The sequence below is a fragment of the Corynebacterium sp. CCUG 69979 genome (assembly GCF_024454095.1).
Lineage (GTDB): Bacteria > Actinomycetota > Actinomycetes > Mycobacteriales > Mycobacteriaceae > Corynebacterium > Corynebacterium genitalium.
In genome coordinates this window covers 66,253-88,770 of sequence record NZ_JAGPZA010000002.1, presented here as the reverse complement: position 1 = coordinate 88,770, position 22,518 = coordinate 66,253, and the positions used below count along the sequence as shown (strand labels likewise).

The 22,518-nt window shown below is 64.1% G+C and carries 23 protein-coding genes; 11 read left to right on the top strand and 12 right to left on the bottom strand.

Annotation, left to right across the window (positions count from 1 at the left end; all coding sequences use genetic code 11):
• The first annotated feature begins 28 nt into the window (after window positions 1–28).
• Genes yidC through KBX18_RS02065 form a run of 5 tightly spaced genes read left to right on the top strand, consistent with a single transcriptional unit; the run spans window position 29 to window position 4,397 of the window.
• A complete protein-coding gene (yidC, locus tag KBX18_RS02085; RefSeq protein ID WP_255994638.1) occupies window positions 29–1,192 on the top strand; it encodes a membrane protein insertase YidC in 1,164 nt (387 codons plus the stop codon).
• Window position 1,193: 1 nt separating this feature from the next.
• Complete coding sequence (gene rsmG, locus KBX18_RS02080) at window positions 1,194–1,805, top strand: 16S rRNA (guanine(527)-N(7))-methyltransferase RsmG (protein WP_255994637.1); 612 nt, start codon at window positions 1,194–1,196, stop codon at window positions 1,803–1,805.
• 13 nt (window positions 1,806–1,818) lie between these two features.
• Window positions 1,819–2,751, top strand: coding sequence for a ParA family protein (locus tag KBX18_RS02075; protein WP_305082889.1), 933 nt, complete (start codon window positions 1,819–1,821; stop codon window positions 2,749–2,751).
• Between the two features lie 3 nt (window positions 2,752–2,754).
• Entirely contained in the window at window positions 2,755–3,765 is a 1,011-nt protein-coding gene (locus KBX18_RS02070; protein ID WP_255994636.1) for a ParB/RepB/Spo0J family partition protein, read from the top strand.
• Window positions 3,762–4,397, top strand: a complete 636-nt coding sequence (locus tag KBX18_RS02065) for a hypothetical protein (RefSeq protein WP_255994634.1) — start codon at window positions 3,762–3,764, stop codon at window positions 4,395–4,397. Before KBX18_RS02070 ends, KBX18_RS02065 begins: the two co-directional genes overlap by 4 nt.
• On the opposite strand, the gene KBX18_RS02060 is transcribed toward KBX18_RS02065, so the two are convergent.
• The 8 genes from KBX18_RS02060 to KBX18_RS02025 all read right to left on the bottom strand — a co-directional run bounded on the left by KBX18_RS02060 (window position 4,351) and on the right by KBX18_RS02025 (window position 14,304).
• On the bottom strand, window positions 4,351–4,971 hold the full coding sequence (locus KBX18_RS02060) for an alpha/beta fold hydrolase (RefSeq protein WP_255994633.1): 621 nt from the start codon (window positions 4,969–4,971) through the stop codon (window positions 4,351–4,353). The genes KBX18_RS02065 and KBX18_RS02060 overlap by 47 nt on opposite strands.
• Window positions 4,968–6,146 (bottom strand): N-acetylmuramoyl-L-alanine amidase, encoded by a 1,179-nt coding sequence (locus KBX18_RS02055; RefSeq protein WP_255994632.1) that lies wholly within the window; start codon window positions 6,144–6,146, stop codon window positions 4,968–4,970. Before KBX18_RS02055 ends, KBX18_RS02060 begins: the two co-directional genes overlap by 4 nt.
• Before the next feature lie 65 nt (window positions 6,147–6,211).
• Entirely contained in the window at window positions 6,212–6,532 is a 321-nt protein-coding gene (trxA, locus tag KBX18_RS02050; RefSeq protein WP_005287722.1) for a thioredoxin, read from the bottom strand.
• On the bottom strand, window positions 6,529–7,488 hold the full coding sequence (gene trxB, locus KBX18_RS02045) for a thioredoxin-disulfide reductase (protein ID WP_255994740.1): 960 nt from the start codon (window positions 7,486–7,488) through the stop codon (window positions 6,529–6,531). Before trxB ends, trxA begins: the two co-directional genes overlap by 4 nt.
• Window positions 7,489–7,601: 113 nt before the next feature.
• Complete coding sequence (locus KBX18_RS02040) at window positions 7,602–8,174, bottom strand: sigma-70 family RNA polymerase sigma factor (protein WP_255994631.1); 573 nt, start codon at window positions 8,172–8,174, stop codon at window positions 7,602–7,604.
• A 67-nt stretch (window positions 8,175–8,241) separates the two neighbouring features.
• Window positions 8,242–11,160, bottom strand: a complete 2,919-nt coding sequence (gene murJ, locus KBX18_RS02035) for a murein biosynthesis integral membrane protein MurJ (protein ID WP_255994630.1) — start codon at window positions 11,158–11,160, stop codon at window positions 8,242–8,244.
• Between the two features lie 13 nt (window positions 11,161–11,173).
• The gene (locus KBX18_RS02030) at window positions 11,174–13,585 is read right to left on the bottom strand and encodes a DUF6049 family protein (RefSeq protein ID WP_255994629.1); all 2,412 of its coding nucleotides are present in this window, start codon (window positions 13,583–13,585) and stop codon (window positions 11,174–11,176) included.
• Entirely contained in the window at window positions 13,585–14,304 is a 720-nt protein-coding gene (locus tag KBX18_RS02025) for an NUDIX hydrolase (RefSeq protein ID WP_255994628.1), read from the bottom strand. Before KBX18_RS02025 ends, KBX18_RS02030 begins: the two co-directional genes overlap by 1 nt.
• A 62-nt stretch (window positions 14,305–14,366) precedes the next feature.
• Between KBX18_RS02025 and KBX18_RS02020 the strand changes: the two genes are divergently transcribed.
• From KBX18_RS02020 to KBX18_RS01995, 6 genes are all read left to right on the top strand, one after another.
• Entirely contained in the window at window positions 14,367–15,890 is a 1,524-nt protein-coding gene (locus KBX18_RS02020) for a CCA tRNA nucleotidyltransferase (protein ID WP_255994627.1), read from the top strand.
• A complete protein-coding gene (locus KBX18_RS02015; RefSeq protein WP_005287744.1) occupies window positions 15,883–16,491 on the top strand; it encodes a YqgE/AlgH family protein in 609 nt (202 codons plus the stop codon). The genes KBX18_RS02020 and KBX18_RS02015 overlap by 8 nt, the downstream gene beginning before the upstream one ends.
• Entirely contained in the window at window positions 16,492–17,166 is a 675-nt protein-coding gene (locus KBX18_RS02010) for an AzlC family ABC transporter permease (RefSeq protein WP_005287747.1), read from the top strand.
• Window positions 17,166–17,519, top strand: coding sequence for a branched-chain amino acid transporter permease (locus KBX18_RS02005; RefSeq protein WP_255994626.1), 354 nt, complete (start codon window positions 17,166–17,168; stop codon window positions 17,517–17,519). Before KBX18_RS02010 ends, KBX18_RS02005 begins: the two co-directional genes overlap by 1 nt.
• A 69-nt stretch (window positions 17,520–17,588) precedes the next feature.
• Entirely contained in the window at window positions 17,589–18,068 is a 480-nt protein-coding gene (locus tag KBX18_RS02000) for a hypothetical protein (RefSeq protein ID WP_255994625.1), read from the top strand.
• Between the two features lie 160 nt (window positions 18,069–18,228).
• Window positions 18,229–19,707 carry an HNH endonuclease signature motif containing protein gene (locus KBX18_RS01995; protein ID WP_255994624.1) on the top strand — a complete coding sequence of 493 codons (1,479 nt, stop codon included), beginning with the start codon at window positions 18,229–18,231 and terminating at the stop codon, window positions 19,705–19,707.
• Between the two features lie 8 nt (window positions 19,708–19,715).
• Here the strand turns inward: KBX18_RS01995 and KBX18_RS01990 are convergent, their stop codons facing one another.
• Genes KBX18_RS01990 through trpB form a run of 4 tightly spaced genes read right to left on the bottom strand, consistent with a single transcriptional unit; the run spans window position 19,716 to window position 22,493 of the window.
• Complete coding sequence (locus tag KBX18_RS01990; protein WP_255994623.1) at window positions 19,716–20,021, bottom strand: hypothetical protein; 306 nt, start codon at window positions 20,019–20,021, stop codon at window positions 19,716–19,718.
• Complete coding sequence (locus KBX18_RS01985; RefSeq protein WP_005287758.1) at window positions 20,021–20,410, bottom strand: Rieske (2Fe-2S) protein; 390 nt, start codon at window positions 20,408–20,410, stop codon at window positions 20,021–20,023. Before KBX18_RS01985 ends, KBX18_RS01990 begins: the two co-directional genes overlap by 1 nt.
• A complete protein-coding gene (gene trpA / locus KBX18_RS01980) occupies window positions 20,407–21,249 on the bottom strand; it encodes a tryptophan synthase subunit alpha (RefSeq protein WP_005287761.1) in 843 nt (280 codons plus the stop codon). The genes KBX18_RS01985 and trpA overlap by 4 nt, the downstream gene beginning before the upstream one ends.
• A 2-nt stretch (window positions 21,250–21,251) precedes the next feature.
• A complete protein-coding gene (gene trpB / locus KBX18_RS01975; RefSeq protein ID WP_255994622.1) occupies window positions 21,252–22,493 on the bottom strand; it encodes a tryptophan synthase subunit beta in 1,242 nt (413 codons plus the stop codon).
• Window positions 22,494–22,518 lie beyond the last annotated feature (25 nt).

Here is a 22,518-nt window from a genome sequence, read left to right as displayed (position 1 = left end):
TTTTGAGATCCAGGAGTTAGTTGGACCTGTGCTGAATTTCATTTATTGGCCTATCTCAGCGGTGCTGTGGTTCTGGCACAAGATTTTCGGATACATCTTCTCGCCGGACTCGGGCGCCTCGTGGCTGCTGGCCATTGTCTTCCTGACGTTCACCATCCGTATCTTCCTGGTCAAGCCGATGGTCAACCAGCTGCGCGCCGGCCGGAAGATGCAGGAGCTGCAGCCGCAGCTGCAAGAGATCCGCGCGAAGTACAAAAACGACCAGCAGAAGATGGCTATGGAGACCCAGAAGGTCTACAAGGAAGCCAAGATGAACCCGCTGGCCAGCTGCATTGTTCCGCTGGTTCAGCTGCCGGTGTTCATTGGTCTGTTCCACGTGCTGCGCTCGTTCAACCGCACCGGTACTGGTGCCGGCGGTCTGGGCATGTCCATCGAGCAGAACCGCAACACGGCGAACTACATCTTCTCCCCCGAAGACGTGCAGTCCTTCCTGGATGCCCGCATCTTCGGTATCCCGCTGTCGTCTTACATGTCCATGCCGGAGGAGCAGTTCGCGGCCTTCGCCCCGGTGGACTTCACCCGCATGAACATCATCATGGTGGCTCTGCCGCTGGTGCTCATCTGTGTGGTGATGACCCACCTCAACGCCCGTCTGAGCATGTCCCGTCAGCGCAAGCGCATGGCCAAGAAGAAGGCCGAGGATGAGCTGCGCGGCAAGAAGCCGTCCCAGGACGGCCCGCTGTCTCCGGAGATGATGGAGACGCAGATGAAGACCATGAACGGCATGATGCTGTGGTTCCTGCCGGCAACCCTGCTGTTCACCGGCTTCCTGTGGCACATCGGTCTGCTGACCTACATGGTGTCCAACAACGTGTGGACGCTGGTGCAGACCAAGCTCGTCTTCGACAAGATGGACAAAGAAGAGGCTGCTGAGGAAGAGGCCAAGCGCGAAGCGCGTCGTGCTTCTGCCCCGCAGGTCGGCGCGCGCAAGGTGGATAACCGTTCCAAGAAGCAGCGCGCCAAGGACGCACAGAACCAGGCGCGCACCAACGCGAACACGAACCACCCGGAAGGTGTGACTGAGCCGGAAGAGCAACCGGAACCACAGTCGGAACAGAAGACCCGCCAGCAAATCCAGAACGAGCTGAGCAAGAACAACAAGAGCAAGAAGAAAAAGAAGAAGGGGAAGTAGGGTGCCTGACGTCGCAGCGGAGATCTTCGGGGACCGTCTGCCGTTGGCGCAGGCGTACCACGACTCGCTGGCCACGACTGCCGCGGAGCGCGGCTTCATTGGCCCGAAGGAAGTTCCCCGTCTGTGGGACCGGCACATCTTCAACTGCGCCGTGATTGGCGAGGCCTTCAAGGAAGGCCAGCGCATCGCGGACATCGGCTCTGGTGCCGGCCTTCCCGGCATCCCGCTGGCCATTGCGCGCCCCGATTTGGACATCACCCTGATCGAGCCGCTACTGAAGCGCTCCAGCTACCTCAGCGAGGTCGTTGCGGAGCTCGATCTGACCAACGTCACGGTCATTCGCGGTCGTGCAGAAGAGCAGAAAAAGATGCTTTTCGACGCTGTGACATCCCGCGCTGTCGCCCCCCTGGGCAAATTGGCGTCCTGGTCGCTTCCGTTGGTGTGCCCGGGAGGTGCGATGGTGGCGATGAAGGGGGCGTCGGTAAGCGAGGAACTCGAACGCGACGCGAAACAGATCGCGAAAGCCGGCGGCGTGGATGCCGATATTTTCACTGTTGGTGAGGGTGTTCTGGAGCAACCCACAACCATGATCCGCATTGTCCGGTCCAGTTAGTACTCTGTCAAGCATGTGGGATGACACTCCGATCGGCGCAGCCGCTCAGCGCGCCGCGCAGATGAACTCGAACAGCGCCTCCGTGCCGAAGCCGGAGCGCCCGCGCGTGTTCACCGTGGCCAACCAGAAGGGCGGGGTGGGTAAAACCACCACCTCGGTGAATCTGGCTGCCTCGTTGGCGCGGATGGGCCGCAAGGTGCTGGTGATTGATTTGGACCCGCAGGGCAACGCGTCCACCGCGCTCGGGGCTGCGCACCGCGATGGTGAGACCTCCAGCTACGAGCTCCTCATTGGCGATGCGCCTGCGGAGGAAGCTCTGCAGCGTTCCAGTGACAACGAGAACCTGTGGTGCATCCCGGCGACCATTGACTTAGCCGGCGCCGAAATCGAGCTGGTCAGCCTGGTTCGCCGCGAGTACCGCTTGGCAGATGCGTTGCGCGGAGGCTTCCTGGAGGAGCATGACTTCGACTACGTCTTCGTGGACTGCCCGCCGTCGCTGGGCCTGCTGACCATCAACGCGATGAACGCGGTCGACGAGGTGCTCATCCCGATCCAGTGCGAGTACTACGCGCTCGAGGGCGTGGGTCAGCTGCTGAACAACATCTCAATGATCCGCCAGGCGCTCAACCCGAACCTGCACATCTCAGCGGTGCTGCTGACTATGTACGACGGGCGCACGAAGCTCGCAGAGCAGGTGGTGGATGAAGTCCGCGGCCAGTTCGGCGATGTGGTGCTGCGCAATGTCATCCCGCGCTCGGTGAAGGTGTCGGAGGCGCCCGGCTTCGGCCAGTCGGTCATTGAATACGACCCTGGTTCACGTGGAGCGTTGGCCTATTTCGACGCGGCGATGGAGCTGGCCACCCGCGGCGACTACCAGCCGCATTCCAGCACGGGCCCGATTGGTGTCAGCCCGGAAATTGCCGCGGAGTTGGGTGAGGAGGACTAAACCATGGCAGAGCAACCGAAGAAGAACAACAAGGGCGGTCTGGGCAAAGGCCTCGCCGCGCTCATCCCGTCTAACGCGGACCACCACCAGAAGACCGGTCCGCTGGGTGACGGTGCGGCCGATGTGATCATCGGCAAGAAGCCCGCCCCGAAGAAGGTCAAGGGTGCGCCGAGCATCCCCGCCCAAGTCGCCCCGACGGCGACGGTGGCTGACTCGATCGGTGCGAGCTACCAGGAGATCCCCATCGGGGACATCTTCCCCAACGCGAAGCAGCCCCGCAGCGTCTTCGACGAGGATGAGCTCGCCGAGCTGGTTCACTCCATCAAGGAGTTCGGCCTGCTGCAGCCGATCGTCGTCCGTCCGGCGTCGGACGGTTATGAGCTCATCATGGGTGAGCGCCGCTGGCGCGCCTCCTCCAAGGCGGGGCTTAAGCGCATCCCCGCGATTGTGCGCGACACGTCCGATCAGGACATGCTGCGCGACGCTCTCCTGGAGAACATTCACCGTGTTCAGCTCAACCCGCTGGAAGAGGCCGCTGCCTACCAGCAGTTGCTCGAGGAGTTCGGTGTCACCCAGGAGCAGCTCGCTGATCGGCTGGGCCGTTCCCGCCCCGTGATCACCAACTCGATCCGTTTGCTCAACCTGCCGGTGCCGGTGCAGCGCCGCGTCGCCGCCGGTGTGTTGAGCGCCGGCCACGCCCGCGCGCTGCTGGGCGTCAAGGTGGGCCCGGAGGCTCAGGAGCAGCTCGCCGACCGCATCGTTGCTGAAGGTCTGTCCGTCCGCGCCACGGAGGAAGCCGTCACGCTGTTGAACAAGAACGGCGTGATGCCCGAAAAGACCAAGCGCGAGCCAGCACCGCAGCCGGAGTTCCTCTCCCAGGCCGCCGAGCGCCTTGCTGACGAATGGGACACCAAAGTCTCCGTCACCATGGGCAAGCGGAAAGGCAAGATCGTCGTCGAGTTCGGCGACCGCGATGACTTCGAGCGCATTATGGGGCTTATCGAGGGAGCATGAGCCTGCCCCGGGCCAGCGTTGTCGCGCTCACCTCGTCCACGCTGAGTAACCTGCATCCGCAGGCCGCGCGCAGCGTGTTCTGGGAACTCGACCCGCTCAGCGAGAACTACCAGGGCATCGACTCCCAGATGGACAAGTCGGCCTGGTTGCTCGCGTTGGTGTACGAGCATAAGACGGCTGGGTTTTCGATCGTCGATAAGCGGGCGCATGCCACCTTGCTGATGTGCCCGCCTTCGGCCGCTCCTGGGGCTGTGCGCCTACCCACCGCGCCTGTCTCCGCCGACGCGTACTGCCTGACCAGCTTGCATATCGACGCAGCCTTCGCGGGCATCGGCTGGGAGGCAGTGCTTGTCGACGCCGCAGTGGTCGCCCTCACTTCCCGCGGCCTCCCCGCGGTCGAAGCATTCGGGGTGAAGGCGGATTTCACGCACGAACTGACCGGGATGTGCAAGACTATCGTCGAGCACGCGGAGCAGATCGGTCTGATGCCGGTGGAGGTGCTCGAGTCGGCAGGGTTCAAGATCGTCGCCGACCACCCTGTCATTCCGCGGCTGCGCCTAGAGCTGCCGCCGGAACAGGGGCTGCTCAGTGAGGCCGAGATTGCTGAGCTTCTCGCTCAAGCCCCCATTTAGTCAGCTCCGCGATCTCCATATCCCGCGGCATGAGCGGGTGCTTCGGGCCGCTGGGAATGGCTTTGACTGCGACATCTGCCCCGTTGTCGGACGTCAGGAAAGACGAACTGTGTGGCGTCGCCCACGTGTCCGCCCGGGAGTACAGCGAGGTGTACACCACCCGCGGATCCGTCACCGGAGCGTTGACGCCTTGCAGCTGCTCCTTCGCGCCCGGGCCGCCGAGCAGGTTGATAATCCACCACGGCACGCGCGGCACCCAGCCACTGAAGTCCGTGCCGTAAAAGGGCGTGCCCATGGTGACCACGCGGCGGACCTTGATGTGCTCCTCGTGCCGGTTGTTGGACACGTAATGCGCCGCGACGTTGCCGCCCTGCGAGTGCGCGATGAGATCGACCTGTTTCGCCCCGGTCGCCTCGAGCACCGTGTCAATGTTGTCGGACAGCTCCGCAACGAGGTCGAGGAACGGGCCCACTCCGTATAGCCCCGGCAGAAAATCGGGGTCGTTGAAGATCTCCGGATGGATCTCTTCGATCACATCATCGAAGACATCCTCGACCTCGTCGCGGATGCTCACGCGCGTTCCTGACGCAGCAGTTCCGTGAACGTGAAGGTGCCCGTCGGCTGGGTATCCTGTTCCAGCAGGTAAAGGCGCTTCACGGCGACAACGATGGCCTCGGCGATCGCGTCGCGCTGCGTCGGGTCCGTCACCACGGCCACGTCGTGCGGGTTGGTCAGGTAGCCCGCCACCACGGCGACGGACGGCATCTGCGTCATGCGCAGCAGCTCCCACGTGCGTCCGTGGTTGAAGCAGTTGCCCAGCGGGGTGCGGGCGACAATCTCGCGCTGGATGTAGCCAGACAGGGTCTCCCCCGTCATCGACGAGGCGCCCAGCTCCGAACCGAAGTAGAACGTGGCCACACCATTGGCCTTCTCGTTCTGGTAGCGGTCCAGCTGCAGCGAGATCACCAGGTCAGCGTCGAAACTGTTGGCCAGGTCCGCGCGCGCCTTCGGCGACGGGTTGTCCCCGCGCGGGCGCGACATGATCGTCTCCATGCCGGCGGCGATCATCCGCGCCTCCACGCGCGACGCCAGGTCCCAGAGAATGTCCTCTTCAGAGATCTCACCGTAGGGCCCCTGCACGACGGCATGCTTATCGACGTCTATATCCGGGTCGATCACCACCCTCTTCCCCGCCAAACGCGGACCGGCAAGGCGGACCACCTCGCGCTCGCGGATGGCCTGGGTGGACCCGCCGGTGATGCGGCGGCCGAGCAAGCTCAGGGCATGCATGGTCTCCGGGCCGCAGATCCCGTCGTCCTGAATGCCGTAGTTGATTTGGTAATCCTGCAGGGCCGCGTGGGTGTCGGGGCCGAAGTGACCGTCGATACGCCCCGAGTAGAAGCCCAACTCCTGCAGCTGCTTCTGCAGTTGGCCGACATCGTCGCCGACCATGATCTGGGTCGGCTGGTACGACAGGACGCGCGCGCCCAGCGTGTAGGAGGCGTGGCGCAGCTCCCGCAGTGTGATCTCGTCGATCTCACCGGAGGGCAAAATGCCGCGGGATTGCTGGAAGGCTTTGAGGGTTTGGGCCAATTCATCGTCGAAAAGCATCTCTGCCTGGGAGAAGCTGCGGCGATTCCACTCGCCCACGTCACCCTCAAAGCCGGGGAGCAACCCCAAGCGTGCGAGGGTCGAGCGGACTTCGGCGACGCGCGCGCTGGAGTCACCCACCCGATAAATACGCAACACTTCTCACCTTTCAGACAGTCGGCCAAATGGACAGTCTCATAGTACTGCTATTGGTCCGGAATGGCTCAGAGGTGGTTGCGCACCCGGGATACGATCTCTTGCTTCGGTACCAGGCCGACGAACTCGTCGACCTTCTCGCCGCCGGAGAAGATCATGACGTTAGGGATGGACATGACCTGGAACATCGCCCCCAGGAGACGCTCCTGATCGACGTTGACTTTGGCCACCTTGATCTGCCCGTCCATCTCTTCTGCGATCTCATCGAGAAGCGGAGACAATTTCTTGCACGGGCCGCACCATTCGGCCCAAAAGTCCACCAGGACCGGGATGTCGGACTCGACGACCTCAGACTTGAACGTGGATTGTGTGACGTTGATCGCTGTCATGAGAGGGCCTCCAAGTAGTGCTCGGCGTCGATCGCCGCGCGGCAGCCGGAGCCGGCGGCGGTGATGGCCTGACGGTAGTAGTTGTCCACCAAGTCGCCGGCGGCGAACACGCCCGGCACCGACGTCTTGGTGCTCGGCTGATCGACGATGACGTACCCGCCCTCGTCGGTATCCACCTGGCCGTTCAGGAAACCGGAGCGCGGGTCGTGGCCGATCGCGACGAACATCGCGGTGGCGTCCAACGTGGACTCCTCGCCGGTGACAGTGTCCTTGATGCGCAGGCCAGCGACCTTGCCGCCGTCCTCAATGACCTCTTCCACGACGGAGTTGAGGAGGAACTCGATCTTCTCATTCTCCTTCGCACGGTCGAGCATGATCTGGGAGGCGCGAAACTCCTCGCGGCGGTGAATGATGGTCACCTTCGAGCCGAAGCGGGTGAGGAAGGTCGCCTCCTCCATTGCCGAGTCGCCGCCGCCGACGACAGCAATGTGCTGGTCCTTGAAGAAGAAGCCGTCGCACGTCGCGCACGTGGACACGCCGCGGCCGGTTAGCTCCTGCTCACCCGGGATGCCCAGGTGGCGCGGAGCCGCGCCGGTGGCCAAGATGATGGCCTTGGCGGAGTAGACCTCATCGGCCACGTGGACCTTCTTGATGTCGCCGTCCAGCTCGACGCGGTCAACCATCTCAGCGCGCAGATCCGCGCCGAAGCGCTCTGCCTGTGCACGCATTTCCATCATCAGGTCCGGGCCCATGATGCCGTTTTCAAAACCGGGGTAGTTCTCCACCTCGGTGGTGTTCATCAGCTCACCGCCGAACTCGTAGCCTTCAAAGACCAGCGGTTTCAGGTCGGCGCGGGCGGTGTACAGCGCAGCGGTGTACCCGGCCGGGCCGGATCCGATGACAATGACCTCCTGCACCTCGTCCGGGTTGGCAGACGTGGCAGCGGCCTCCTGCATCGGCTCAGTCGTCGCGGTCTCCGGAGCGAACGCGCCAAGCGCGTTGGCGGAGGGAATGTTGGGGATCTGCGGCTCAGTCATGGCTGTCAGTGTAGTGCTTAGGTCAAGTGATCCTAACTAACAAGATTCACGTCCTCATCGATCATCTGCAGCAGCATGTCCCGGGCACGGTACCTGCGGGACTTCACTGTCCCGGGGCGCACGCCGAGCTCGCGGGCGGCGTGGTTGATGGACAGGCCTGCGACGTCGATAAGCAGCAGCGCAGAACGGTTCGCGGCAGGAAGCTTGCCCAGCACCTGCATGAGCGCGAGCCTGCGGTCGAGGTGCGTCAGCGGTTCATGGGACAGAGCCCGGTTGGTGTCGGGGCTGATCTTCTCGTCGTCGTCGATGCTCACGTGGCGGCGCTTGTTGTCCGCGCGCTTGAAATGGTCGTAGCCTGCGTTGAGCACGAGGCGGCACAGCCACGTCCCCAGGCCCGATTCGCCGCGGTACGTCTCCATCTTCACTGCTGCTTTGAGCAGTGCGTCCTGCATGACATCCTGCGCGTCATGCTCATTGCGGGTGTAGCGCAGCGCGAGCGCCCACATTTGGCGGCGGTGGCGCTGCACGATCATCGTGAACGCGCGCTGATCCCCCGCAAGATAGGCCGCCACCAGCGCTTTGTCGCTGTAGTGCTGTGCATGCATGGTGTCCCCCCGATTGATCCCCCTGTGCTGCACCCCGATTGTGGCACGCGCGCGCACCTGTACGCACTTAGTTGTTGCGCACTCCAGTGTGCAACGCACGCTTGCCGACGACGCTGACCTCCTGCACCGCAACCGCCGTGCCATCCGCACCCGTGAAAGCGATCTCCAGCCCGTTGAGCGTCGGGTTGTCGGTGATGTCGACGGTATGCTGCGGGCCACTGGTGAGCGTGCCCTCTGCGAGAACCTCGCGGTTGCCTCCGGCAAGACCGTAGATGGTGTACTCCAGCCCAGGGCCGGGCTCGGTGTGGAAGATCAGCTGATCGGCGATGAAGGGGCCATCCGTGGTGATCGTGAACTTCTGTCCGGGGGTGACGGTGGCGGTGGTGGCGCCGTCGCCGTCGACAAGCGGGGCGAAATTCTCCGGCTCCACCGTCAGCGGGGCGATGAAAACCGGAAGCGACTGCGCCTGGCTTACCGGGCCGGACTCGGTAGCCACGTCGCGCACCGGGTTGTCCGGCTCGTCGCGGAACTGGCTGAGGATGTACGTGGTCAACAGGGCGACGATGAGGACCGCGCTGATTGCTACCGCCACCAGAGCCGTGATGCCGAATGCGCCGAGACCGCGCTCGCCGAAACCGCGCACCGGTGGTGTATCGATCTCTTGCTCCACTGGCACCTGCACGGTCTCGCCAGGTCCCTCGCCAGAGAGGTTGTGCAGCAGGTCCTCCGCGAAGCCCAGGGCGGCGTTATCGGAATCAAGGTCCGCGCCCGGCAGGACGGCGGGGAACGCTAGGACGATGGCGCCGTCTTCAGTCACGCGCATGCGGTCGCGGTTGTCCAGGCCAAGGGGGACGCCGTGCTGGTGCGCGAAGGCCACGGACTGATTCAGCGGCACCATTGCGTCGTCGACTGCCTGCTCGAGCAGCGGGGCGCCCGACTCGGCCACGGCCTTGAGGGACGACCCCGGTACCCAGTCCGAGACCACAAGGCAGCCCATGCGGTACGGAATCGCCTCCATGATCGGTGCCACACCGGGCAGCTGGAGTTCGCGCAGGCGGTGGGTGCGGTGGGAGACACCGGCGGCGTCGATAGCAGCCTGGCGCGGAGCGACAGGAGCAAGCGGTGCCGCACCGCACGTGTCCACGAACGTCAGCGCCACCATCCGGCCGGTCCGTTGCTCCCGGGCCTGCCAGAAGCGGGCGCCGGTGGCGGCACCGTGGTCCTTCAGCAGACGGAAACGCCCGTCGGACACCGCGGCACCCGGGATCAGGCGCGGCCCGCGGACGACACCGGCGGACATCGGCGGCGGGACCGGGGACGCATTGAAAGTGTCCTCCAGCATGAAGGTGGATAGAGCCGGCGCGGACTCCTCCACCGGAGTGCTGCGCTTGAAGCGCTGCATGACCGTCTCTACCTCCGGCAGGTTGGAGAAGGACAGGACCACAGCGGTGACGGCGACGAAGATGATGCCCAGAACGGCGATCTCGATGAGCATGCCCACGGAGCTGCGCTCGGGCGAGACCATGCGCACTACCGAGCGCACGGCGAAGACCGCCCCGACACCGACCAGCCCAGCAGCCGCTGCCCATGCGGAGGTCTTGAGGACTTCTCCTGTGCCCAGCGATCCGAGCTTGCTGCGCAGCAGGAAAGAGCCAATGACAGCGCCAGCGACAAAGCCGAAGCCGTTGGCGGCGCCGAGCAGCACCACCACCTGATCGGGGCGCGTCGCCGCGAACGGAGCCAGCAACGCCAGAACCACCTTGGTGAAGGTGATGCCGGCGATGATGAACGTCGGCGTCCACGCCTCCTCGCGGGCGTAGAAAACGCGCAGGTGCAGCATCACCAGCGCGTACGGGATGAGGGCGAACGCGGAGAAACTCAGCGTCAGGCCCAGGGTGCGGGCGTCCTCGGAACTGAAGTTGCCGTAACGGAACAGGGCGGTGCCGATGTCGGGGCCCAGCGCCGTCATGAACATGATGATCGGGATGATCGCGATGAACGTCAGCTTCGTGCCGAGTGTCAGGTCGCGGACGACGGCTTGGTCATCGCCGTCGGCGGCGTTGCGGCTCAGCCGCGGCATGATCGCCGTCAGCAGCGTCACACCGATGATGCCGTAGGGCACTTGCAGCAGCAGCCAGTGGTTCGCGTAAATGATCGGCGCGGATTCGTGGACGCTCGAGGCGATGCGGTTATTGATGATGTAGCCGAGCTGCGAAATGGCCACGTAGGTGATGATGGCCAACGCCATCCCGCCGAACTGCTTCAACCTGTCGTCGATGCCCCACTCGAGCCGCAGGTCGACGCCGGTGCGCCTGAGCGCCGGCAGCATGATCAGGCACTGGACCACCACGCCGAACGTGGTGCCGAGGCCTAACAACAATACGTGCGGATCGGTGACAGGTGTCGGGTCGTCCGGGTGAATGGACCCCGGCACCAGCATGTAGAGCGCCATGACTGTGATGGTCACCACGTTGTTCGCCACCGGCGCCCACGCGCCGGGGCGGAACACTTCCTTCGTGTTCAACACCGCCATGAACAGTGAGAACAAGCCGTAGAACATGATCTGCGGCAAGAGCAGATACGCGAACGAGGTGGCCTGAACGACGTTGACCTGGCCGTCGCCATCGAGCATCAGCCGTGTCAGCAGTGGTGCACCGACGAGCGTGATTACCGTGGCGACAGTCACGAGCGTGAACGTCAGCGTGAACAGCCGCCGGATGAAGGAGGCGCCGTGGTCCGGATCCTCTTTCTCCGCGCGCACCAGCACCGGCACCACCAAGGCGGTGAGCACCGAGCCGAGCACAATCTCCGTGACCATGTTCGGCAGCGTGTTCGCCGAGATGAATGCCGACGCCACCGCGCCGCCGAGCGCCGATGTGATCATCACCGTGCGGATGAAGCCGGTGATGCGCGACATCAGCGTCGCCACTGCCATTGAGCCAGTGGACCTTACGACGGAGCGGTCCGAAGTTTCAGCTTTCTCCATAGGGGTCTCAATCCTAGTGCTCTCTCCGCCGTTTCCCGAGTTGGAAAAGAACCGCCAACGCGAACAGCACCGCCAGCCCGGCGACGAGGATCCGGGTGGCAAGCGCCCCGCCGGCCGTCTGCACAGCGATGTTCACCGGCTGAGAAATCGGCCGATTATCCGGCGTGGAGAGGTACAGCTGCAGGTCAGTGCGCTTATTGTTCTGCGGCAGGTCCGCCGTCATCTGGAGGGTGAGCGAACCGCGCGCCGGGATGCGGAACTCCGCCGGAGTATTCAGCTTCGCGTCGGGGGGCCCCTGATACAGAATCGACGCGTCGACAGGCAGCGGCAGCCCGTTCTCCGCGACAATGAGCAGCGGCGAGGATTCCGACGTGCGCGTGTACACATTCCCCGGCGGGATCAAGCTTATCGACGACTTGATCGCCCCCAACGTATCCCGCCCCCCATTGAGCCGCGTGCGGGTGCGCAACTCCGCATCCGAGTAGTAGGTCAGAGAACGGCGGTGCGTGACCGGCAGCGCGGCGAGCAGATCCAACCGCAGCGGGAGGGTGTAACCGTAGCGGGTCAGAGCGATGTTGTTCTCGTTGGCCAGGATGGATGTGAGGTCGTCGATGTAGCGCGCCTGCTGGCCCGCGTTGAGGATCTCCGTGTCGGAGTACACAGTCGGGTCGTTGTACGGCGTGCCGAGTGCCTCCAGGCCCGCCTGATCAATCTGCTCCGGAGGGCGCGTGTACTCCTCGAGTGGCATCGGCTCGGCTATGCGGGAGCTCATCAGCTCCCCCACGGTACCCATGACTTGCTGTGCTGTCGACGCATCCCACGCCGCCGGCGGATTGACGAGCACCGGCTCCTCCCCCGCCGTGCGCGCTGCCGTCGCGATAGCCGATGCCGCAGTGAGATCGCGCGCCGCCACCGAATCCATCGAGTAGTCGTAGCGCAGCTTCTCCTGGGAGTAACCGGTGGTCTCCGGGTGGCTGCCGGTCGCAGCAAGCGTACTGGCCAGCGCATCATCAAAGCCCACCGTCACCACACCGGGTGTGGCGGTGGCGAAGCGCTCCCCCGGCACGGTGTTGTCCGCCACGAGCACGCGCACCGGCTTGGACGGTTCCGGCGCCGCGACATCCTCAGTGCTGGGCAACGTCGGGGTGTCCAGCGTGGTCTGCTGGTCGCCCTCGATCTTGCCGCCGGGCCCGTCTTGCGTTTCAGCCTGCTCGTTTTCCCACGCGCTCTGCATGCCGACCTGCGGCACCGTCGACCTGCTGTGGTCCGCCCAGCCCATCGCCGGCGCAGACTCCGGGGTGAGGTAGCCCGCGCCAGGCACCACTATGTTCTGCACGATGGGAGTACCCAGCACGCGGCCCAAGGTGAAGGGCCCGCGCTCGACGGCCTCGCGCATGAGCCACCTATCACCGGTGCGGGCGATGGCGTTCAAGTCAGCATTCGCCCAGGGCAGTGCCACCGTGCAGCCAGACGCGCTCGCGGCCTTGACCTTCTCTAGCCAGGCAGCAGCATCCTCTGCGCCCCGGCCCGGCGCGGCATCCATGAAGGCCGCGTCCTCACGGCCCCAAGAATCGCGCAGGCGCTGGCGTTGGCGGCCCGGGGATGGGCGATCGTCGTCGACCTTGTACCCCTGCGCCATTCGGTCCACTGTGTCCACCAGCGCGGGGTCGAGAGCGAGACACGTGGCGTCAGCGACGCCAGTGTCGTCGGTGGTCTCCGCGTACGTCTCGATCAACTGATCCAGGCGCCCCCCAGGTTCGAGCTGATCCGCGAGCTGCTCGGAGGCCAGAATCAACGGCGGGCTGTTCGGAGCTTCGCCGGTCTCCCCCGGCACAATGTCCACCGGTGCGCTCACCGGGTAGAGCACCGAGACACCCGCGGGAGTCTGCTCCTCGGGCAGATCACCCCGCACGGCCATGTGCCAGCGCTCGCTATCTAAGTGGGTGCCTTCCTGCTCCAGCACGACCATGATCGGGAACGTCGCCGCGAGCGGTTGGTCCGAGACATCCACCTGCACGGTGATTTCGGCTTCCTCCCCTGCGGACAGGTTCGGCACCTCGACCGTGTCACCGGCGACCGTGTACTCCCCCGGCGCCGCAATCGTTGCTACCTGGGCATCGGAGACAGACCCGGAGACAGGTCCGCGCCGGGGAGTCACCGTGAGGTTGTCCATCTGCTCATCGCCGTCGTTACGCACCCGCACAATCGCGTCGACGGTGGAGCCGGAATCGGCGGTAGAGGGAGCGTCGACAAGCGAGAGCGTGATGTTCTCGCTGCCGTCGCTCGCGCGAATCTGCGGATTGACCCACTGCGAGGCCACGGCCGAGTTTTGCGGATCCATCGGCACCGGCAGGTCGGCGTGCGCGGGGGAAGCACAGACTGCCACCACTGCTGCTGCCACGACTGCGCAGATCCGTGCCTTCATCACCGCGGCGTGATCCTTCCGGCACGTTTCTCGGCACGCGCTAATGCTGGCATTTTGTCGAAGGCGATGCGGGCCAGCTTGCGTTCGTCGGCATACGCCAGGTGCTCCATCAGCTCGCTGACGGGGACCCAGGCGACTTCGGTGACTTCTGGGTCTTCGTCGTTAAGCACCCCGTCGACATAGCGCAACAAGTTATGGTGCACGGTCTTGTGAATGCGCACGCCGTCAGACACGAACCAGTAATCGATCAGGCCGAGGTCCTCGAAGGGCTCGCCGTAAATGCCGGTTTCTTCCCACACCTCGCGGCGGGCCGTGTCCCACTGGTGCTCACCGGGCTCCACATGGCCCTTCGGCATCGACCACAGCAGGCGGCCGCGGCGGTCAAGGCGCCCGATCAGCGCGACATAAATCCTGCTCAGGTCCACACTGCCGTCCGCAGCCACTGCTTCCGCCATGCCGGAGACCACCAAACCGCCCGCGGACGTTTCGTCCCGGGTCTCCATCTTGTGGTCCGTCGTGTACTGGCTGGTGTGCGGCTTGCGGTAGTTCTGGGGGCGCTGCTTGCGGCGACGCTTGTTCGGCTGTTGTTTCTGGGATTTTTGGGGTTGCTTCTGGTGCTTTTGTTGTCGTTTTTGGGATTGCTTCTGCTCCCCCTTTTGGGCATGACTCGACCCGCGCCGGCGCCGCCTGCGCTTCGGGGGATTCGGAGAGTCAGCCATGAGATCAGATCGTATCCGCCCACGACTTATATATGGAACTTGAGACCACCCCAAGTATGGTTATGGCCGTGACCCCGAGGACCGCGAGCGAGAACCACACCGACCCTGCCGGGCTTTTCAATTTTCCCGAGAAGGGCGATTCCACAGCCTTCATCGGGCTGCTCGCCCGGGCGGAAACAGCGGTGCGCGAGCTTGAAGGCCTGCTCACATCGCTGGTGCGGGAATTCCACGACCGGGGCGAGTCCCTTTACTTGGTCGGCGGCCCGGTGCGCGACGCGATGCTCGGCCGACTCGGCAATGACCTGGACTTTACGACGTCCGCACGCCCCGACGTCATCAAAGCCATCTTGAGCGGCTGGGGCGAGGCCGTGTGGGACACCGGTATCGAATTCGGAACCGTGTCGACAGTCAAGGACGGCCAGCAGGTGGAGATCACCACCTTCCGCGCTGATCTGTACGACGGCGTCACACGCAACCCCGAAGTCACCTTCGGCGACGCGATTGACGACGATCTGGTGCGCCGCGACTTTCGCGTGAATGCAATGGCGATCGAGCTCCTTGTCGCCGACGGCGAGGATTCACTCGCGCTGGATTTCCACGACCCCGTCGACGGCCTGAAAGACCTGCTGAACCACGTCCTGGACACCCCGCAGGAGCCGGAGGTCAGCTTCCGCGATGACCCGCTGCGCATGCTCCGGGCGGCCCGGTTCGTCTCCCAGCTGGGGTTTCACGTCTCGCCGCGGGTGAAGCGTGCGATGACGGACATGGCGGAAGAAATAGGCCGCATCACCGTCGAGCGCGTGCAGGCGGAACTGGACAAGCTCATGCTCGGCGTGCAGCCGTGGGAGGGCATTGACCTGCTCGTGGAGACGGGCCTGGCCGACCACGTGCTGCCGGAGATCCCGGCGCTCAAGCTCGAGCGCGACGAGCACATGCAGCACAAAGACGTCTACGCTCACTCGCTGACTGTGCTGCGCCAGGCCACCGAGCTGGAAGAAGAAGGACCGGACCTGAAGCTGCGTTGGGCGGCGCTCATGCATGACATCGGCAAGCCGGACACCCGCGAGGCCAAGCCGGGCGGAGGGGTGTCCTTCCACCACCACGAGGTTGTCGGTGCGAAGCTGACGCGCAAGCGGATGCGCAAACTGAAGTACCCGAAGCACGTCATCGAGGACGTGGGTCAGCTGGTCTACCTGCACATGCGCTTCCACGGTTTCGGGGAAGGTCAGTGGACCGATTCCGCCGTGCGCCGCTACGTGACCGATGCGGGAGACCTTCTCCCCCGCCTGCACAAACTCGTCCGAGCGGACTGCACGACGCGTAACCCGAAGAAGGCGGCGCGTCTCCAGCGCACCTACGACCATCTCGAGGAGCGCATCGCGGACCTCGCTGCCAAGGAGGATCTCGCTCGCGTGCGCCCGGACCTGGACGGCAATGAGATCATGGAGATCTTGGGCCTCGAACCCGGCCCGCAGGTGGGCAAGGCGTGGAAATACATGAAGGATCTCCGCTTGGAACACGGTGAACTGGGCCGTGATGAGGCCGTCGCAAAGCTCAAGGCGTGGTGGGAGGCAGAAAATGGCTGAGTTTTTCTACGCGGATAGATTGTTCACCGCCCTCGAGCGCGAAGAGCCGGGGCCGGGCATGTTGCTGGTCGCGGCGCCGGGCATGCTTTCCGACGAATTCGTCCGCTCCATCGTCCTTGTCATCGAGCACACCGCGACCCACTCCTTCGGCGCGGTGCTCAACCGGCGCAGCGACGTCGCCGTCCACAATGTCCTGCCCGAATGGCTTCCCGAGGTGGCCAATCCGCAGGCGCTCTACATCGGCGGCCCCGTCGGCCCGCAGGCGGCGATCGGTGTCGGCGTGACCAAGTCCGGCACGGTGATCGACGATCACCCCGAGTTCACCCGCCTGGCCAACCGCCTCGTGCACGTTGACCTGCGCACAGAGCCGGAAACCGTCGAGGGTTTGCTTGAGGGCATGCGCCTTTTCGCCGGTTACGCCGAGTGGGAGCCCGGCCAGCTCGACGAGGAGATCGAACGCGGCGACTGGTACGTCGCGCCCGCCCTGCCGAGCGACGTCATCGCCCCCGCGAACACCGACCTGTACAGCGATGTCATGCGCCGCCAGCCGATGCCGCTGCCATTGTTCTCCACGTTCCCCGCGAACCCAGAAGACAACTAGATGCGCAATCTGTGGGTAGTGGGCCTTGGGCTCATTCCGCTCGGTCTCGCATTCGGCCTGGTCATGACACAGGCCGGTTTCGCCTGGTGGTGGACGCCGATCTTCTCCATCGTCATTTACGCCGGCTCGATGGAATTTCTCGCCGTGCAGATGGTCGCCAGTGGCGTTGGGCCGCTCTCAGCCACAGTCACCGGCTTCATGGTGAACTTCCGGCACATTTTCTACGGCCTCACGTTCCCCCGCCATCTCATCGACAGTCCCGCCGGCAAGGCCTACAGCACCTATTCGCTTACCGACGAGTCCTACGCCATCACCTCCACCACCCCCCACTCCGAACTCACCGGCCGGCACGTCCTGGCCATCCAAGCCTGCTGCCAAGCGATGTGGGTCATCCCCGGCATCATTGGCGCGCTCGTCGGGCAGGTCATTCCGGACAGCGTGCAGGGAATGGACTTCGCCCTGACCGCCCTGTTCATCGTGTTGACGTACGAGGCGTTCCAATCCAACCGCGACTTCTCCCTGCCTCTGACCGCCGCCGGGATCGCAGTGCTCGTGGCCGTGCTCGCCCCGTCGGCGATTCTCATGGCGGGGTTGTCAGCCTACTTCGTGGTGCTGTTGCTGCGGTACGGGTTTCCGGGCGTCGATAAGCGCCTTGAGCTGCGAGGGAACACATAATGGGTGATTCTTTGGGGCTTCCCGACGGCGTGACCCTCACCATGGTCGCAGCCGTCCTGGTGCCCGTCGCAGTGGTGACGGTGTTGCTGCGCGCGCTCCCCTTCGCGTTTCTGCGCGTGCTCAAGGGCAGCGCGCTGATTGAGTTCCTCGGTGCGACGATGCCGGTCGGCGTCATGACCGTGCTTGTCGTGTACACGCTGGCTAGCGCGCTGGATGCCCCAGGTGGACTGGTCCCAGCCCTCATTGCTGGAGTGGTCACCCTTTTTCTCCACGTGTGGAGGCGCAGTGCCGGCCTCTCCATCCTCACCGGCACCGCCGTGTACATGCTGCTGGTGAATGTGGTGGTCGGCTGAACCTGGTGCTCGGGTGAACAACGCGTTAATGCGCTGCTGAAAAGCCTGTGGGGTTTTAGGCTTCGCAGTATGAAGCGCATCCTCCGCACAGCTATCGCATCCGCCGCCGCCGTCTCTCTCACGCTTAGCCTTGCTACGCCTGCCGACGCCCAGGTCAACCGCCCCGTTGACGACACGAGTTCCATCAAGCCGATGTTGGAGTTCAGCTCGCCGTCCTACATCCAGGAGAACTCCAGCACCGCGACCGACGAGGAACTGCGGCAGAAATGGGAGGAGGCCGTGCGCATGGGGCACATCGCTCCCCTCATCGAGGCGATTTACGGCCTGGACATCAACGACGATCAGTTTCTTGAGGACCGCGTAGCCGCCAACGCCGGCAAGTTCGAGCAAAACCACTCCGCAAATGCCGTGCTCGGCAGCTCTATGAAATGGGACGCTGCTCGCGGTTACGAGCTGGGCAACACGCTGAACTGGTTGATCGCGCTTGGCGTTATCACGGCTGCGGTCGGCGGCGCCGTTGCTGCCTACACGTCAGGTGTCTTCGGTTAAGGCACCGTTCGGAGAATGTACTTTTTGAGCCAGCTGACCTGCTCGTTAGCGTGAGCGTTCGAACACAGAGGCTAATGGTTCATGCAAGTTAAGCGTGAGTGTCCACCCCATATGCAATGATGTGTGCATAGCATTCGAACACAACTGCTAAGGGGGAACAATGACGAAGGAGCGCAAGAAGAAGTCGGCCTTTTTTGCAACCGACAATCCGAGCGATCCACTCGCCGCTGCGGGGAGGCAGTTCCGGGAGGGCGAGTACGCGATGTTCGGCAGGTACGCGTCCAGTGACGGTGAGGAGGGGCCGGTCTGCTCGAAGGACTTCGACCGGGAGATTGCGGTCCTGTGCACGTACACGGGCCTGCGCCGGGCGCCGGCCGAGAGGGCCGTGGTGGGTTACATGAGCTTGCGGGATCTGCCCCGCCTCCGCGCGCTCCAGAAGGAGACCAAACTGCTGGACATTGATCGTCTCGATGCGATTGCCGTCCGCATAGCGGAGCTCGGTATCAACGCCACGGAAGAGGTCTATTCCACTATCGACGAGCTGTTGGTCACCCTATTCACCCCGACACGGATGAATCAGCCCCTCCCCACTCGTGCAACCATCACCCGACGTCTGCGCGAACTCATCGCGGAGCTCGATTCCAGGGTGGCATACAACGAGAAGAAGCGTAAAAAACGCGAGGAGAAGGATCCTCCCCCGCCCGGTGAATGCGAGATCTCTTTTCAAGAAGCGATGGCAGGCACGGGCACTGCGGGCCTCACCATGGTCGGCGACAATGCGACCATCGCCGCCACCAAAGCATCTATCGACGAGACCGCCCGCGCCCACGGCCTGACCCAATCCGATGCGGCCCTCAAGCTCCTGAATGGTGAGATCACCCCGGCTCCCGGGGCCAAGATCTACGCGTACACTCCCCTGACCGAGGACGGTTCGTTGAACTCGGCGGCCCCTGCCTACTTCCCCGGATTCGGCTGGACCACAGTGCCCGGCACAGAGATGTTCAACCACATGCTGTCTAGCGCCGACAAGAACTCGGTCAAAGTTGTGAATCTCGACGAAGCCGCCACCCGCACCGTGAACAGCTACTCCCCACCGGAGGACATCAAGGCATACGTCCGCGGCCGCGACGGCACGTGCCGCTTCCCCGGTTGCACGGTGTCGGCCTGGAAGTGCCAGATCGACCACCGCGTTCCCTTCGATTTAGGCGGGGAAACCACTGCATCGAACCTTTTCAGCCTCTGCGCGCACCACCACAACATGAAAACTGACCGCAGGGCGTATTACATCCCCGATCCCGTGACCGGCGAGCTTGTCTGGCTTTTCCCCGACGGGACGTACCAGCGCACCGACCCCGAAGGCTTCATTCACTCTCAAGTCACGCCAACGGCCCCAAAGTGGCAGCACTCGCTAGAAGACATCTTGGGGTTGCACCGAAAAAAGACCCGTTTTTTCGCACTCGGGCACAAGCTTATCGACGACTACGACACCGGAACCTCAACCCTCGACGAGTGCCTCACTGCCATCGCCGGTTTGGAGAAAGAGTTCGGCCGGGAGTTCCCGTTCCGACCTAAGGAAGCGCACAAAGACACACTCAAAGAATCGGCCCAAGTTCATGCGGAGGACGCGCCACCGTTCTAACGCTGGTTCTAAAGCTCTGGGAACTTGGCCCGCGCTTCGGCCCACAGACCCTCGAAGTGCTCGGCGGGAAGTCTCTCCGCCTCCAGTCCTTCGTACTGGTCGTAGGTGTCCGGGTGAGGGACGGTGTCGAGGGGTTCGTTGGCCTGCCCGGCGATCTTGCCGTCGATAAATGCGCCCATGATCACGTGGTCTGGGGTGAGCTCGATCATGCGCACCATGCGGCACTCGTGGTCGTTGAGCTCGGCAAGTTCAGCAACGTTGACCACGGATCCCGCGCCCAGGACGGTCAAGGTGGTGCGGACGTAGATCGCCATTATTCCCCGCCCGCCACGACAGTGTCGCCTTCTTGGCGGACGGGCGCGGGGGTCATACCCGATTGGGCCGGGCCCTCGACAGGCTCTCCGGTGGCGATGTCGAAGCTGGACCCGTGCGCCGGGCAGCGCACGGTATCGCCATTGACCTGCGAAATCGGGTTTCCCTGGTGCGGGCAGACCGTCGAATACGCGAGGAATTCGCCCTCCGTCGGCTGCGCGATGATGAGCTTATCGACGATCACAGCGCTCCCCACCGGAACCTGCGTCGCCGCGATCTCAGCCGTGGCGGGCTTGCCGCACGCGGCGAGGAACGCGCCCGCGACGGTAGTGGCGGAGCCGACGAGGAACAGACGGCGTGAGCAACGGGGGGTCTGGGAGTTCTCGGTCATGCCTTAACAGTAGCTGCCTTCATGGAGGCGACGTAGTCCTTCAGCTCGGCGCGGAGGCCATCCATGTCGGTGATGTGGACGGGTTCGTCGTGGTCGCCGCCCACCCACTCGTCAATGATCTTGGCGATGGCGGAGCCGGTGATGGCGCCGGCAGCACCCGCTGCGATCGCGTCGGACACGTGGTGCGGCTCGGAAATGCCGAAGCCCAGCAGGATCGGAGCGCCGCCATACATCGCCACGTTGTTGACCACGTCGGACAGACCGAGGGTCTGGGACTCCCGCTCGGTGCCGGTCACACCGTCGCGGGACGCGCCGTAGATATAACCGCGGGAATTCGCGGCGATGCCCTCGAGAACCTCCGGGGTTGCCCTCGCCGGGGCAATGAAGACCGGGTCAACACCAACCGTGGTCGCGGCGGCGACGAAGGGTGCGGATTCGCGGACGGGGACGTCGGGAAGCAAAATGGCGTCGGCGCCTGCCTCCTTGAACTCGCGGTAGAACTGCTCGTACCCGCGGACGTAGGCGACGTTGGAGTACATGAGCATGCTGATCGGCACGTCCGGGTAGCGGCGGCGGACCTCACGAAGCTGGTCGAGCGCCTTGGCCACGGTCGCGCCGGAGACAAGCGCGCGGTGGTGCGCGTTCTGGATCGTCGGGCCGTCGGCAACCGGGTCGGAGAAGGGAACGCCCAGCTCAAGTGCGTCGGCGCCGCCCTCGATGACGGCAGAGATGATGTCGATGGCATCTTCCGGGTTCGGGTCGCCGAGCATCACGAAGGGGACGAACGCGCCCTCGTTTTTCGCCTCGAGGTCAGCGAAGAGTTGTTCAAAACGCGACATGGTTATTTGCCCTCCGTGGCTGCATCGGTGGTGAAATCGGCAACGAGATCCGGGTTGTCTTCCAGGGTCTGCTGCACATGCGTGACATCCTTGTCGCCGCGGCCGGACAGGGAGACGAGGATGTCTGTGGGGGTGCGGGTGCTGGCGGCTTCGTCGGCGCGTCGTAAAGCGTAGGCGAGCGCGTGGGAAGACTCGAGCGCGGGAATGATGCCTTCCTTGCGGGAGAGGATCTGGAACGCCGCGACGGCCTCGTTGTCGGGAACGGCGATGTAGGACGCGCGGCCCGTCTGGGCGAGGTGCGAGTGCTGCGCGCCGACAGCCGGGTAGTCCAGGCCAGCGGAGATGGACAGGGAGTCGGTGATCTGGCCGTCCTCATCGCGCATGACGTAGGACTTGGAGCCGTGCAGGATGCCGATCGTGCCTGCGTTGATGGCCGCGCCATGGCGGCCGGTATCCATGCCCTCGCCGCCAGGCTCAGCGCCGACGAGCTCGACGCCGTCTTCCTCAATGAAATCGGCGAACATGCCGATCGCGTTGGAACCGCCGCCGACACACGCCGTGACCACATCCGGCAGCTTGCCAGTGCGCTCGAGCATCTGCTGCTTCGCCTCCACCGAGATCACCTTGTGGAACTCGCGCACGATCGTCGGGAACGGGTGCGGGCCAGCAGCGGTGCCCAGCAAGTAGTGAGTGTTGTGGAACGTTGCGGTCCAGTCGCGCAGTGCCTCGTTGACCGCGTCCTTGAGCGTGCCAGAACCAGAGTCGACTCCGACGACCTCCGCTCCCATGAGACGCATACGCCACACATTCGGCGCCTGGCGCTCCATGTCCTTCGTGCCCATGTAGATGGTGCAGTCCAAATCCATGAGCGCGGCAGCCAGCGCGGTCGCGGTGCCGTGCTGACCGGCGCCCGTTTCGGCGATGACCCGGGTCTTCCCCATCTTCTTCGCCAGCAAGGTCTGCCCAATCACCTGGTTGGTCTTGTGAGCACCGCCGTGAACGAGGTCCTCGCGCTTGAGGAAGATGCGCGCATAGTCGTTGCCCGCGGTGAGGTTCTTCGCTTCCGTCAGCGGCGTCGGGCGGCCGAGGTAGTCGCGCAGCAGAGCGCGGTACTCGGTCATGAACTCCTCGTCGTTCCACGCGTCGACAAACGCCTGCTCCAGCTGGTCCAGCGCCGGGAGCAGCGATTCGGCGACGAACTGTCCGCCAAACTCACCGAAATACGCGGGTAGGAGTGTGCTCATGGGTGTTCCCTTTCGTATTGAGTCA